Genomic DNA, 14,437 nt, shown 5'->3' on the forward strand with positions numbered 1-14,437 from the left:
TCCCGGTAGCCGTATTTTATATGTAGCGTTAACGATTATTAGTATTTTAGAAGCTTTTAGTATTATTACGCAAACAATCTTTTTAGCACGAGCTATTACGTTTTTATTTCATGGAGAGACAGTACAAACAATATTAAGTGAAGTTGTTTATTTTGGTATCGCGTTTGCAGCGCGTAACATAGTAGTTCGAACATCACAAATATTAGTGGAACGTTTTGCCGAAAAAACAGGATCGTTACTAAGAAAACAATTGATAGAGGCATATTTCACATTAGGTCCCAGGTATGTTCAAACTGTTGGAACTGGTCATCTGGTTACCTTATCAATTGAGGGGATTGAGAAATTTAAAACATATATTGAATTAACGATTCCTAAAATGATTAGAAGTAGTATCGTTCCAGGTCTAATTGTACTATATGTTTTTACGCTAGATATTGAGTCTGGAATCATTTTAGTTGTAACGATTCCTATCGTGATCATATTTATGATTCTTCTCGGATTAGCAGCGCAAAAAATGGCAGATAGTCAGTATGAGATATATCGTGTACTTTCGAACCATTTTGTAGATACGTTAAAAGGTTTAGAAACATTAAAGTATTTAGGGAAAAGTGAACAGCACGAAGGAAAGATTGAAAAAGTAAGTAAAAGATATAGAAAAGCAACGATGCGTACTTTGCGAGTTGCTTTTCTTTCTTCTTTTGCATTAGATTTCTTTACGAGTTTATCAATCGCGTTTGTGGCAGTTGGATTAGGGATACGTTTAATAGATGGAACGATTATACTATTACCAGCCCTTACAATTTTGATTTTAGCTCCGGAATATTTTCTGCCGATTAAACAAGTGGGAGCAAATTATCATGCGACATTAGATGGACAAATTGCGATGGAGCAAATAGAAGAGATTTTGCAACAACAAAAAGGAATACAAAAGAAAGATTTAAATGAAGATATAGTATGGAATGCCTCTAGTAGCTTGAAATTACAAGATATCAAAGTTAATAATACTGAATCTGAGAAGGCTATATTAGAAAGGATTAATTTTACTTGGGAAGGTAACGGTGCTATTGGTGTTATTGGTGAAAGTGGTGCGGGGAAATCGACGTTAATCGACGTATTAGCCGGGTTTTTATCTCCTTCGAGTGGAAAGATGTTAGTAAATGGTCTAGAAGTTGATGGATCTACTCGTGAAGATTGGCAAAAAAATATTGCTTACATTCCGCAGCAACCTTATATTTTTCCGCTTTCATTAAAGGATAACATTCGTTTTTATGAAACAAAAGCAACAGATGAAGAAGTTGAAAGAGTTATTAATGAAGTCGGCCTTCGTTCACTCGTTACATCACTTCCAAATGGGATGCACGAAAGAATTGGAGAAGGTGGACGTATGCTAAGTGGCGGACAAGAACAGCGTGTTACTATGGCGCGTGCACTTTTAAGTAAAAAACCAATCATTTTATTAGATGAGCCTACGGCACATCTTGATATTGAAACCGAATTTGAAATAAAGCAAGCGATGTTACGTCTATTTAATGGAAAGTTAGTATTTTTAGCAACTCACCGTCTACATTGGATGAAACAAATGGACCATATCCTTATTTTAAATAAAGGGGAAATGAAAGAAAGTGGGACGTATGAAGAACTTTTAGAGAGTGAGACATTACATTTTCATAGGGAAGAGAGGGGAGAGAAATGAGTAACTGGGTTAAACCTTATATAAAACAAAATAAAGGTAGAATGACTTTAACTATTTTCCTTGGTCTTCTTGGAGTTAGTTCAGGAGCGATGTTACTTTTTATTTCAGGTTATTTAATCTCAAAATCTGCCCTTAGACCAGAAAATGTAATGGCTGTATATGTTCCTATTGTTGCAACAAGAGCGTTTAGTATAGGGCAAGCTGTGTTTCATTATATAGAGCGCTTAGTCGGACATGATGTCGTACTACGTATATTAGAAAAAATGAGGACGAAGCTATATAGAATAGTAGAACCACAGGCGTTATTTTTCCGTTCTCGATTTCAAACGGGTGATATGTTAGGAGTGTTATCCGAAGATATAGAGCATTTGCAAAACCTATATTTACGTACAATATTTCCTAGTATATTAGCGCTAGTTGTTTATAGTATCTTCGTACTTGTTATCGGTGTATTTGACCTTGTGTTTGCACTTATTGTAGGTTGTATGTTAGCTATTATCGTGTTTCTTCTTCCATTTGTATCATTACTTTTGATGAAGAAACACCATGTTACTTTAAAGCAAGGCAGAAGCCGTTTGTATCAACAACTGACGGATGCTGTTTTTGGATTATCTGATTGGCAGGCAAGTGGTCGTAAAGGTGAATTTATTAATGAGTATGTAAAACAAAATGATCAGTTGTTAAAAATCGAAAAGAGAGTGAAACGCTGGTATCATATTCGGGACAGTATCATTCAATCAGTAGTAGGTATTGTAGTTATTTCGATGATTATATGGACTGGAAATGAAGCGGCAAGTGAGCAAATTACTCCTACAGTTATCGCAGCTTTCGTATTAATGACTTTATCTGTAACGAATGCGCTTATTCCTATTGCAGATGCCATCGATCGAATCCCGTCGTATGTAGAATCTACCCATCGTCTTAATGGCGTAGAAAGTGATATTGTTTTACATGATAAAATGGATTTGTATGGAGATAATGATTACGTTGAACCAAGACATGTAGATATTGAACTGAATCACGTATCGTATAGTTATCCAGATAGTAATGAGATTGTATTAAAAGACGTATCATTACAAATAAAAGCAGGGAAGAAAATTGCTATTTTAGGCAGAAGTGGGACAGGGAAATCTACTTTACTAAAATTGTTAACAGGGGCGTTAAGCCCAGTAAACGGCCAAGTTGTATTGAATGGTGAACGAGCTCATAAGAATCTTTTATCTAAATATATTTCTGTATTAAATCAAAAGCCCCATTTGTTTGATACGACAATTGGAAATAATGTACGAATTGGCAAACCAGAGGCGACGGATGAAGAGATATGGAAAGCTTTAGAGAAAGCACAATTAGCTTCACATATTACTTCTCTTCCGGACGGATTACAAACAAAAATGCATGAAATGGGAAAGCGGTTTTCTGGTGGTGAAAGACAAAGGGTTGCTTTTGCTAGAACTCTTATGCAAGAAACACCCATCATTGTACTTGATGAACCGACTATCGGTTTAGATCCAAAAACAGAATTGTCTTTAATTGAAACAATGTTTTCTGCAACGGAAGAAAAGACGGTTATTTGGATTACGCACCATCTTGTAGGAATAGAACATGTAGACGAAGTTATATTCCTTGATCGTGGCCAAATTGTCATGCAAGGTAGTCATAAACAACTTCTGAAAGAAAATGAAAAGTATCGTAAACTTTATGAGTTAGATAAAGGAATATGATTTGAATAAGCAATAATTGTAAAAATAGCTACGCCTAATGGTGGAGCTATTTTTTTGTTAGATTGCAGGTGTATATGATTGTTACGAATTAAAAATGAATTTCATATTATACATATAATGGAGGGGATGTACATGAAGGAGCAGTATAAAATCATTGTTTTAAGTGATGAATTATCCGGGGAGAGGATTCGAAATACATTAGACAAAAATAAATGTAAAACAATAGTTCATGTTGTAGACGTTTCAGATGTTGTTCGAATAGAAAATTCTTTTCAATATATAGTCATTTGGAGAGTGGAAGCAGAAAAACTTACAAATGACTTGATAAATAGGGGCGTGCAAAATTCAAAAATTATTAATTTAACAAAATACATGTATGAATGGAAGGATAAATTAATTTCTATCTATCAAATAAATCCAGAGCTTATGTCTTTATACATTTCTATGAAAAAAGCAAAGAGTGATCCGACGTATGAATTGTTTGCTACCGGTTTGTCTTATCCACATTGTGGCATAAGTACGGAGCTCCTCTCAAAAAAGTCAATAAAATTAACACTTCCATCGCAAGATCTATACTATGATTATTTAATAGCGTCACAACTTCTATCAAACACTCATTCATTTCAATATTGTTTAATAGGAATAGCCTATTTTTCGTTTTTCTTTGATATGTCGTTATCATCTGAATCATATAGAATTCACAAAGTATATTATCCATTGTTTCAAGATGGTCATCATACTGTAGTTCATTCTCCTCTACCCACTGATGGATTCTCACATCTAAATACTCCGAAACCACTTCTTTCTATTTTTAATTTGCATTTTGAATATATTTTATTAGATGAACTAAAAGATGAATCATTGGTACTGCCTTGGATAAATGCTGAATGGAATACTACTCCTCTTTACATTCCTTTTGAAGAACACGGGAAAATAAGAGCAGCTTCACACGCTAAATTGGCGTATCCTCATACTTTAGTTGAAAATAAAATGATTTTTAAGAAATATTTAGAATTACTATTAAAAAACGATATAAAGCCATTAATTGTTGTATTCCCTGTTACTTCACATTATTTCAATTGTAGTAGTAAGAAATTAAAAGAAGATTTTTATAAAGTTATAAATGAGTTTCAAACTCAATATTCTTTTCAAATCATAGATCTATTTGATTCGCCATTATTTTGTGAGGATGATTTTTATGATAGTGATCATATGAATAAAAAAGGTGCAAATAAAATGTCCGCGTTATTAAATATGTTTATTCAGGAACGAAAAGTATGATATTTTGTTTCATGTTTGCATAAAAGTATATAGGCTCCATACAGTTAAAGTAATGTGATTTTTGTGTCGCGTATATAAATAATATGCGAAGAGGTGAGAGAGTTAAAATGAGAAATCGTATTGAAAGAATTGAAGAGGTCGTAGAGCAACTTCCGTTGGTAAGTGTGTTAATTCCTACGTATAATCGTCCTCGCTACTTTGAAAAGGCGTTATGTAGTGTGTTAGAACAAACGTACCCTAATATAGAAATTATAGTTGGAGATGACAGCACGAATGACGAAACAGAAAAGGTGTTACAAAAATATTTATGTGATCATTTAAATATTATTTATATAAAAAACAGATCAACTCTCGGACAATTTGAAAATGCGCTAATGTTATTTCATGAAGCGAACGGTGAGTATATAAATTTTTTAATGGATGATGATATATTTCATGTGAATAAAATTGAAAAGATGATGAAGTATTTTTTCAATGATCTAGATAATGAAATTAAGCTAGTAACATCTCATCGTCAAGTAATTGATGATAAAGGGAAAGAACTACGACATATTTATTCAACTGTCCGTTTATTTGAAGAGGATACGATTATAGAGGGAATAGAATTAGGAAATAAGGTAATTGTGGATCAAAAAAATTATATTGGAGAACCAACAACAGTTTTATTTCGTAAAAATGAGTTACAAGAACCGTATGGGATTTTTGATAAGAGGCGGTATTTATGTAATGTAGATATAGCTTCATGGTTATCTTTATTAAGTGAAGGAAAAGCAGTATATATAGCAGAGACACTTAGTTACTTTCGATTACATCCAGATCAACAGTTAAATGAATCTAATAAAATAATGGATGGGTTAGAAGATTTTTCACACAGTATTATAGCGGGAGAAAAATATGGTTTCTTATCCAACGAAAAAGATTTAGACAAAGCGATAACTAATTTTCTAGATTATGCAAGAAGGATAGTTCCATCATCGATATTATATACATTAGACTATTACCAAAAAATTAGAGGAAAGAAAATAAATATAGAAAAGAAAAAACAGCATATAAATAATAATTCTTCTTTACCGAAAGTAAGTATACTTATTCCTGCATACAATAGACCTTATTACTTGGAATTAGCGCTCAACAGTGCTCTGAATCAAACATATGAAAATATAGAAATTATTATTTCTGACGACAGTACAAATAATGAAGTCAATGTTATGATTCAACCGTACTTACGTGAATATGAGTGTATTACATATGTTAAAAATGAAACGCCATTAGTTGCTGAAAACTTTAATAAGTGTATAGAACTTGCGAATGGGGATTATATAAACTTTTTATTAGATGATGACTTATTTCATCATGAAAAGATCGAGAGAATGATGAAATACTTTTTGGCATTAGAAAACATTTCATTTGTGACGTCATATCGTGAACTGATTGATGAGAATGGAGAGATATTACCACCTTCAACATTGAATATGAAAATCGCGAAAGAAACAACACTTTTTGAAGGAAAAGAATTAGGGAATTATATGTTAAAAAACTTAAAAAATATAGTTGGTGAGCCGACAACTGTTTTGTTTAATCGGGATTTGTTTGAAGGTAAGTTTGGGTATTTTAAAGGAAAGGCTTATTCTGCTATTAATGATATTGCAACTTGGATAGATATGATGAGAAAAGGAAAAGTAGTTTATATACAAGAACCTCTTAGTTATTTTAGACAACATAGTGGACAAAATCAAAAACAAATGCATTTTATGTTAATGACAATTGAAGAGTGGATTGAATTAATTATAGATGCATATAATAGTGGATTTTTAAGTTCTGAAAGTGAGTATAAAGAGAGTTTATCTTATTGTTTAGAAAATGCGGGATTTATAGTTAAGGATGCAGTAAGAAACGGCGAAATAGATCAAATTTATAATGAAAAGATAAAAAAAGGGTTACACAAATTAGTTGCTCACATGTTTGAGAAAGAATTCTGTTATTGTCAATATTGCAATCAACAATTTGAAAAATTTTCACCTTGGCCAGCACATTATGATTTTCCGAAATATAAATTTGAGATGTGGAATAAAGATACAGGGATATGTCCAGTTTGTAATTCGATGGATCGTGAAAGATTGTATCGTACATACATTGAAACGGAAACAGACTTGTTAAATAGAAACTATACTATGCTTCATATTGCACCTGAAGCGAAGTTAAGAGATTGGTTTAACGAGTATAAAAATATTACGTACGTATGTGGTGACTTAGAACCAAAGGATCCATTAATGAAGGAAATTGATGTTACAAGGATTACATATGATAGTAATACCTTTGATGTAATATTATGTAGCCATGTGTTAGAACACGTTCCTGATGATGACAAAGCAATGCGAGAGTTATATAGAGTGTTAAAGCCAAATGGATGGGGAATTATTCAAGTACCAATCGTAATGAATGTAGATTTTATTGTAGAGAATGAATTAATTGTAACACCACAATTGAGGAAATTAGCTTTTGGTCAAGAAGATCATGTGAGAATTTATAATCAATCGGGATTTATTCAACGATTAATGAATGCAGGATTTAAGGTGGAATTATATAACATAGCGGAAAAACAAGGAATGAAAAGTGCTAGGAAATTTGGATTATCTGAAACAGATATGCTCTATATTGTCCGAAAATGATAGGAAGGAATAGATAGATATGGAGAATATTCCTTTTTTACGTGCTTCAACTGTACCTGTAATTGAGTATTTGGACGAATTGAAGGAAATTGATACATCTCACATATATACGAATTATGGACCTATAAATCAACGTTTTGAGGAAACAATTATGTCGGTATTTTTTCAAAACAGGGGAGCTGTTACAACAGTAGCAAACGCAACGTTAGGGTTAATGGCGGCTATTCAACTAAAGAAAAGAAGAAAGGGAAAGTATGCTCTCATGCCTAGCTTTACATTCCCTGCGACTGCCTTAGCCGCTATTTGGTGTGGATTGGAACCTTACTTTATTGATATTTCAATAGATGATTGGTATATGGATAAAACCGTACTTTTGGATAAGATAGAAGAATTAAAAGAAGAGGTTGCGATTGTTGTCCCGTACGCCACTTTTGGATCATGGATGAACTTAGAAGAATATGAAGAATTAGAGAAGAAGGGGATTCCGGTTGTCGTAGATGCGGCACCGGGATTTGGATTAATGAATAGAGGGATGCATTACGGTCAAGATTTTAGTGGAATGATCGTATATAGCTTTCATGCAACAAAGCCTTTCGGAATTGGTGAAGGAGGGCTCATATATAGTAAAAACGAAGAAGATATACAACGTATTAAAAGAATGGGGAATTTCGGATTTGATAAAAATCGTGAATGCACGATGATGGGGTTTAATTGCAAAATGTCTGAATACGCAGCGGCTATTGGGATTGCGACTATAAAAAAGTGGGATCAAAAATTAAAAGAACGAACCCGTATTTCTAAATGGTATAAACAGTTGTTACAAAGTACTGGGTTAATGAAAAAAGGGTGGGGAGTTCAAAAGACAGAAGCAGTTATTCACCAATTTATGCCTATCATTTGTCCAGAAGAAGTTCACAACATACAAGTAATAGAAGAGCTGAAAAAACAGAAAATAGAAGCTAGATTATACTTTTCACCATCTTGCCACCAACAAGTTCTTTTTAGAAAATATAAGTCTACAGATTTAACAAAAACGAATAAAATAGCAAAACGAATCGTAAGTTTACCTTTATGGGAAGGAATGACGAAAGAACTAGTAGAGCAAATTGTAATCTGTTTAGAGCAGAAGGTGGTGTCGGTAGATGAATAGTTTTTATAGTCAAGAAGAGCTAAAGAAAATTGGGTTTTTATCTGTTGGGAAAAATGTATTGATTAGTAAAAAAGCAAGTATATATAATCCGGGTGCTATATCAATTGGTAATCATGTAAGAATTGATGATTTTTGCATTTTAAGTGGCAAAATCACAATTGGAAGTTATTCGCACATATCAGCGTATACAGCGTTATATGGAGGGGAAGTTGGGATTGAAATGCATGATTTTGCAAACATCTCAGCTAAAACAATTGTATATGCAGTACTTGATGATTTCAGTGGAAATACATTAATGGGGCCAACCGTCCCGAATCAATATAGGGATGTGAAAGCAGAAAAAGTTATTTTAAAAAAACATGTGATTATTGGTGCTAATTCTATTGTTTTTCCAAATGTAACTGTAGGAGAAGGTACGGCAGTCGGCGCGATGAGTATGGTAAAAGAGAGTTTAGATGATTGGTATATTTACGCTGGAGTTCCCGTAAGGAAAGTAAAACCTCGTCAAAAAAAGATGCTAGAGTTAGAAATTGATTTTTTAAAAAGCATTCATTCTTAACAAAAAAGAATGAATGCTTTTTATTTTTATCCCGCTATTTGCCGGTAAAGATTCGACTGGTGAGGGCTAATTAAAGTTTCACTTTATGATAGAGCAGAGTGTATCTTAACTTATTATGTTTTAAATTTTGCTGACCAAGGCAATACTGAGCCATAGTGAATGTAAAGTTGGAGGGCGAGCGTATATGTTTGATGAGGATGGGATTGTATTAATTATGGAACCAGCTGATGAAAGAAACTTGAGGAGATTTATTTTTTCAGTGCCAAAGTCAGTGTATGAAAAGAAGGGGCTTACATTACACTATGGAACAGCTATAGGACAAGGATATATGGATATAATTGAAGATATTATAAGCGTACATATAGAAATAGATGTTGTAACGATAATAGGGCATGTAAGAGGATAAATAGCTATTTGAAAAAGGTTATAAACAATTTAGCTAGAAGTTATGTATAGAGAAAACTACAGACAATTATAAAGACGAAGGGAGTCTAAAATGAAAATAAAATCAATTTTATTAGTATTTATAGTTTCAATTGGTTTAATGGGATGTTCAATAGTGGAGGAAGGAAAGAACTCGATAGATTATGCTCAAAAGGCGACAGACTATGTAAATGAAATAAGTGCATTTGCAAATGATGCACCAGCATTATCAGAAAAGGCCGTTAATGATAGTGAGGCTCGAAAAGAATTAGAAACGAAGCTTAGTGAAATTAAACAAGATATACCCGCATTCAATGAATTAACGCCACCTGATGTAGCAAAGGATCTTCATCAACAAATCGTCGGATATAACGAAAAGTTAAATACGTTAATTGATACGGCGATGACAAAGATAGAAGAAGGGAAAGTGGATGTAGAGCAATTTAAAAACTCAGAGCTTATGCAGACGGTAGATCAAGTTCGAGATTTGAAAGATAAGGTGCAAAATTTAGGTCAATAGTAAAAAGCTCCGTTTGTGATAAACGGAGCTTTTTACTATTGGATACAATAAACGATTACACCAACGATAATAATCATGTTACCGATGAGTTTACGTTTCGTTATTTTTTCCCCTAGGAAATACCAACCGAAAATTAATATGATGATATAACTTAAGGATTCTAATGCTGATGCTTGTTTTAATTCCATGCCCTTCATGGCGATTACATTTAATCCAGCGTTAAGTACAAATAAAGAGTAGCCGATAATAACATAAGGATTCACATATTCTTTTATTCTAGAATCGTATTGTTGTAAAGTAGCTTTTTTTAATAATATTTGTGAGTAATTAGCTAAAATTATCCCGAAAATAAATAATAACATATAACTATTCATCTTTTGTCACCACCACAATTCCGACGATAATAATAGCTGCACCAAGTAAATGATTCCACTGAATCGTATCTCCAAATAGAAATACTGACCAAAGCATTGACCATAGTATAATAATCCCGCGATGTGAATATGCTTTTGAAATTTCGAAATGTTTAATTACTTGTTGCCATAAAATTGCATATCCGAATAAAAGTACAACTAGTCCGAAATAAGCAATAAAAAATGAGATTGAAGCAATTGGAAATTGAGCTGCCCATTTCATGTAAACCATAATGATAGAATATATCAAAAAAGCTACATGTAAAAATACATAATTTTTAATAGTTGGTTTCATTTATTCACTCTCTTTTGCATATAAATATATATTTATACCTAATTTTTCTAATGATAGATATTGGAACGTATTTTGTTTAATCTTTCACATTCCAAAGTATATAGTATCATGGCTTTTATTGTAAAACAATAGAAGCCATGCATTCATTTTTTCCAAGGTTCTACAATATGTATCGTTTTATTTGTTGCATCTAACTCTACTTGAACACCGATAGGCATGGTAATCATTGGATGTGTATGACAACAATCGAAGTCGGCTAGAAAAGGAATTCTTTGATTTTGAAGTACTTCTAATAGTATTTCAAAAGGTTTTCGATTTGTACCACAATCATCAAATTGCTCATGTTTTCCAAGAATGATACCTGAAATTTTATCGAATACACCGTTAATTTTAAGGAATGAAAAGCTTCTTTCGATAGTAGCTGCATCTTTTGAACTGTCCTCAATAAAGAGAATATCGCCCTCTTGAATATGTGGCATATAGGGGCTACCAAAAATTCCTTGTATCGTGTTTAAATTCCCGCCAATAATACGCCCAGTAGCTTTTCCATCAATTACTGAAATCCAATTGTTTGGTCGAAGTTCTTTCTCCTTCGTCTTTTTTTCCCAATTAATAAATTCATCTGACCAAAATAATGGTTGTTTTATATGATAAGGAAGAGATTGATCATGTAGTAAAGTTTCTGCAAAATATTTGTATGTGCAATTAACAAAAGGTTCAAATTCGCCAAAGGAAGGGACGAGAGCTGGCCCATAAAATGTAGGAATTCCTGTTTTAACATAAATTCCTAGTAATAAAGCAGTTGCATCTGAATATCCAATCATTATTTTAGGGTTATTTAGAAAAGCATCATAATCAATATAAGGTAATAGTGAATTTGAATTCATCCCACCAATTGTTGACATAATACAAGAAATATTAGGATTTCTTATCAAGGCATTTAGTTCCTCAGCGCGCTCTTGTATACTACCAGAACGATAAAAATCATATCGACCTGTTAATGAACCTTCTAATATATGAAACCCTTTCTGTTGTAAGTAAGATTTTGCTCGTTCAAATCTTTTTAGAGAAGTGTAAGTTACTGGTGAAGAAGGGGAATAGATCCCAATTGTGTCTCCGTATTGCAATGATTTTGGAAGTAGCATTTGAATGAATCCCTTCTATTAAATAGTTTATCCCGCTATTTGCTGTGCAGTAAGATCCCCACCTCAAAATTCAGTGAAAGCGAAGAAGTTAGGTGGGGGGCGGGCTGCCCGTAAAAGCCCGATTGGTGGGGCTGATTAAAGTTTCCTTTATTTACGAGAATTTATTATTGAATATTCTTACGTTTCAATATTGTAAGTTTACCATAAATAAATTAAAATAATCATTGCTGTATATGAATAAACATACCTTTTTGCCTTGACTGTATAAAGGAATTGTTGTTAAGGTTAAATGTGAGTGTATAAAAGGTTTGCTAAAGGAGTTTTGAAATGAATCGGTTAAAATGGGGAAGGATGACAGTCCTATTAGTCATTATTTTAGGGGTATGTTGGTTCTTATTCCAAGGAAATCAAAAGAGCGTAGCAAATGTAGAGGGACAACCTTTGCAAGTGGCAGAACTACCTAAAGCAGGATTTTCTGAAAAAGTAGTCCCGCCAAAGTACATCCCACCAGAAATTAATGCAAAAGCAGCTATGATTATCGATGCGAGTGATGGAGATATTATTTATCAATATAATGAAAATGAAGCTTTTGCACCGGCTAGTATGTCTAAGATGATGACAGCGTATCTCCTACTAGAGAGTATACATAACGGGAAAGTTCGCTGGGAAGATCCAGTTAAAATGAGTGCGAAGGCGGCACAGACAGAGGGAGCGAGAATCCCAGTACAAGTTAATGACACATTAACTGTTAAAGATTTATATCATGCATTAATGATTGAGTCAGCTAATAATTCAGCTGTGGCTTTAGCAGAACATATGGCAAAATCGGAGAAAGATTTCGTTCAGCTTATGGATGCAAAAGCGAAACAGTTAAAAATGTCGGAACATGCTAAATTTGCAAATGCTTCTGGATTACAAGAGCCAGATGGAAGTGAAACAAAAATGACGGCTGCTGATGTAGCACAATTGGCGTATCATCTTATAAAAGATTATCCGGAAATATTAGAAGTGACTCACTTACGCCAAAGTCAGCTAGCATTTAATAATATTAATGTTATAAGCACAAACGACATGTTAAACAAAAATAATAAAAGTTTATATATAGAAGGAATGGACGGACTAAAGACTGGATTTACAGATAGTGCAGGATACTGTTTTACTGGGACTGCCAAGCAAGGTGATAATCGAATTATTACAGTGGTCATGGGGACATCAAGTAAAACAAAACGTTTTACAGAGACGAATAAGTTAATGTCGTATGCATTTGGATTAGTTAATTAAGTAAGTAAAATACCAATCTAGATCGCTACATAAGTAAGACTGTTTGTTGTTACTAATTTTAGATAACAACAAACAGTCTTTTTATTTTAACTTTAAAAAGGGAAAAGATTCTAAATACAAGTGTTATCATTTGAGTTTATTTATTGCTGTGATATTATAAAGTTATAAGCTTATTAATAATAAGCTTGAGGGGCGTAATATGATGTATACATATGAAATAGCCTCAATTGAAAATTGGAGGGAATTATGATGGCAAAAGATTTTTACTCAGCAATTGAAGACAGAAGATCTATTTATGCAATTAGTAAAGAGCAAGTAGTTTCTGATGAGAAAATTCAAGAAGTGATTTATCATGCTGTAAAACATACACCTTCAGCTTTTAATTCTCAAAGTGCTCGTGTTGTTGTTTTATTAGGAGAACAACATGATAAATTATGGGATATTACGAAAGAAACGTTAAGAAAAATTGTACCTGAAAATAACTTTGCACCTACTGAAGAAAAAATGAATGCATTTAAAAGTGGTTATGGAACGGTTTTATATTTTGAAGACAGTGAAGTAGTGGAAGGCCTTCAAGCAAACTTTGCATTATATAAAGATAATTTCCCAACTTGGTCTCAGCAATCATCAGGAATGTTACAATTTGCAATTTGGACAGCTTTAGAAATTGAAGGGTTTGGTGCTACGTTACAGCATTACAATCCGCTAATTGATGAAGAAGTGAGAAAAGAGTGGGATGTTCCAGGAAATTGGAAACTCACTGCGCAAATGCCATTTGGTAAACCGGTAGTACAGGCTGGTGAAAAAGAATTCCAATCGTTAGAAAACCGTGTAAAAATTTATAAATAATTTGATAAAAGGTGAACAGGAATATAACCTGTTCGCCTTTTTTTATAAGTAATAAGGTTTTTTTGTCCTTCATTTTTTATCTGATTTTTCAATTCATCTTTACGTGTTTCAACAACTGATATTTTTTGTAATGTTATCATTGAAACGAATTGAATAAAAGCATAGTACAGCTCTATATTTTTTTGTATAGGATCATCTATTATATGTCTCACAAATATGCCTCCTCTTTTTATTAGGATATGTATATAATACTATGGTTATCCTATAAATTCTATAATCAGAAAAAGAGAACAATTGGTATAGTGTGTGCTTTCTTTAAAGGAGAAATGGTTTTTATAAAATAAATCTTACAATTCGTCAAATTATTTCAAAATTGTAGATAGTATAGAAAATTAGTTTTCTAAAAATATTATACTATTGATTAATAGAGTGATTTTT

General features: G+C 32.8%; 14 protein-coding genes. 10 read left to right on the top strand and 4 right to left on the bottom strand.

The features are described 5' to 3' along the window. The 8 genes from cydD to MR160_RS24115 all read left to right on the top strand — a co-directional run. On the top strand, nt 1–1,693 hold a 1,693-nt coding region (gene cydD, locus MR160_RS24080; RefSeq protein WP_242298201.1), incomplete at its 5' end, for a thiol reductant ABC exporter subunit CydD. Beyond that, complete coding sequence (gene cydC, locus MR160_RS24085) at nt 1,690–3,414, top strand: thiol reductant ABC exporter subunit CydC (protein WP_242298209.1); 1,725 nt, start codon at nt 1,690–1,692, stop codon at nt 3,412–3,414. The genes cydD and cydC, both read left to right, overlap by 4 nt. A 132-nt stretch (nt 3,415–3,546) precedes the next feature. Next, nucleotides 3,547–4,695, top strand: coding sequence for a hypothetical protein (locus MR160_RS24090; protein ID WP_242298210.1), 1,149 nt, complete (start codon nt 3,547–3,549; stop codon nt 4,693–4,695). Between the two features lie 107 nt (nt 4,696–4,802). Further along, nucleotides 4,803–7,364: a glycosyltransferase gene (locus MR160_RS24095; protein WP_086398517.1), complete on the top strand. Its 2,562-nt coding sequence runs from the start codon at nt 4,803–4,805 to the stop codon at nt 7,362–7,364. 19 nt (nt 7,365–7,383) lie between these two features. Next, on the top strand, nt 7,384–8,514 hold the full coding sequence (locus tag MR160_RS24100; RefSeq protein ID WP_086397420.1) for an aminotransferase class I/II-fold pyridoxal phosphate-dependent enzyme: 1,131 nt from the start codon (nt 7,384–7,386) through the stop codon (nt 8,512–8,514). Continuing rightward, complete coding sequence (locus tag MR160_RS24105) at nt 8,507–9,073, top strand: acyltransferase (RefSeq protein ID WP_001084172.1); 567 nt, start codon at nt 8,507–8,509, stop codon at nt 9,071–9,073. Before MR160_RS24100 ends, MR160_RS24105 begins: the two co-directional genes overlap by 8 nt. A 184-nt stretch (nt 9,074–9,257) precedes the next feature. Then, nucleotides 9,258–9,479, top strand: a complete 222-nt coding sequence (locus tag MR160_RS24110) for a hypothetical protein (RefSeq protein ID WP_000459099.1) — start codon at nt 9,258–9,260, stop codon at nt 9,477–9,479. A gap of 90 nt (nt 9,480–9,569) precedes the next feature. Beyond that, nucleotides 9,570–10,016 carry a DUF6376 family protein gene (locus MR160_RS24115; RefSeq protein ID WP_242298212.1) on the top strand — a complete coding sequence of 149 codons (447 nt, stop codon included), beginning with the start codon at nt 9,570–9,572 and terminating at the stop codon, nt 10,014–10,016. A 35-nt stretch (nt 10,017–10,051) separates the two neighbouring features. Here the strand turns inward: MR160_RS24115 and MR160_RS24120 are convergent, their stop codons facing one another. The 3 genes from MR160_RS24120 to MR160_RS24130 all read right to left on the bottom strand — a co-directional run bounded on the left by MR160_RS24120 (nt 10,052) and on the right by MR160_RS24130 (nt 11,869). Then, entirely contained in the window at nt 10,052–10,390 is a 339-nt protein-coding gene (locus tag MR160_RS24120; RefSeq protein WP_001089874.1) for an EamA family transporter, read from the bottom strand. Continuing rightward, nucleotides 10,383–10,724 (bottom strand): EamA family transporter, encoded by a 342-nt coding sequence (locus MR160_RS24125; protein ID WP_000805128.1) that lies wholly within the window; start codon nt 10,722–10,724, stop codon nt 10,383–10,385. Before MR160_RS24125 ends, MR160_RS24120 begins: the two co-directional genes overlap by 8 nt. A 143-nt stretch (nt 10,725–10,867) precedes the next feature. After that, the gene (locus MR160_RS24130) at nt 10,868–11,869 is read right to left on the bottom strand and encodes a S66 family peptidase (protein ID WP_000926336.1); all 1,002 of its coding nucleotides are present in this window, start codon (nt 11,867–11,869) and stop codon (nt 10,868–10,870) included. Between the two features lie 327 nt (nt 11,870–12,196). On the opposite strand from MR160_RS24130, the gene MR160_RS24135 reads away from it, so the two are divergent. Both MR160_RS24135 and MR160_RS24140 read left to right on the top strand, forming a co-directional pair. Beyond that, nucleotides 12,197–13,150 carry a D-alanyl-D-alanine carboxypeptidase family protein gene (locus MR160_RS24135; RefSeq protein WP_001080883.1) on the top strand — a complete coding sequence of 318 codons (954 nt, stop codon included), beginning with the start codon at nt 12,197–12,199 and terminating at the stop codon, nt 13,148–13,150. Between the two features lie 246 nt (nt 13,151–13,396). Then, on the top strand, nt 13,397–13,999 hold the full coding sequence (locus MR160_RS24140) for a nitroreductase family protein (protein ID WP_002083262.1): 603 nt from the start codon (nt 13,397–13,399) through the stop codon (nt 13,997–13,999). On the opposite strand, the gene MR160_RS24145 is transcribed toward MR160_RS24140, so the two are convergent. Next, the gene (locus tag MR160_RS24145; protein WP_001215912.1) at nt 13,990–14,211 is read right to left on the bottom strand and encodes a hypothetical protein; all 222 of its coding nucleotides are present in this window, start codon (nt 14,209–14,211) and stop codon (nt 13,990–13,992) included. The genes MR160_RS24140 and MR160_RS24145 overlap by 10 nt on opposite strands. Nucleotides 14,212–14,437 lie beyond the last annotated feature (226 nt).

The sequence above is a fragment of the Bacillus cereus group sp. BfR-BA-01382 genome (assembly GCF_022663475.1).
GTDB classification, from domain to species: Bacteria; Bacillota; Bacilli; order Bacillales; family Bacillaceae_G; genus Bacillus_A; species Bacillus_A thuringiensis_S.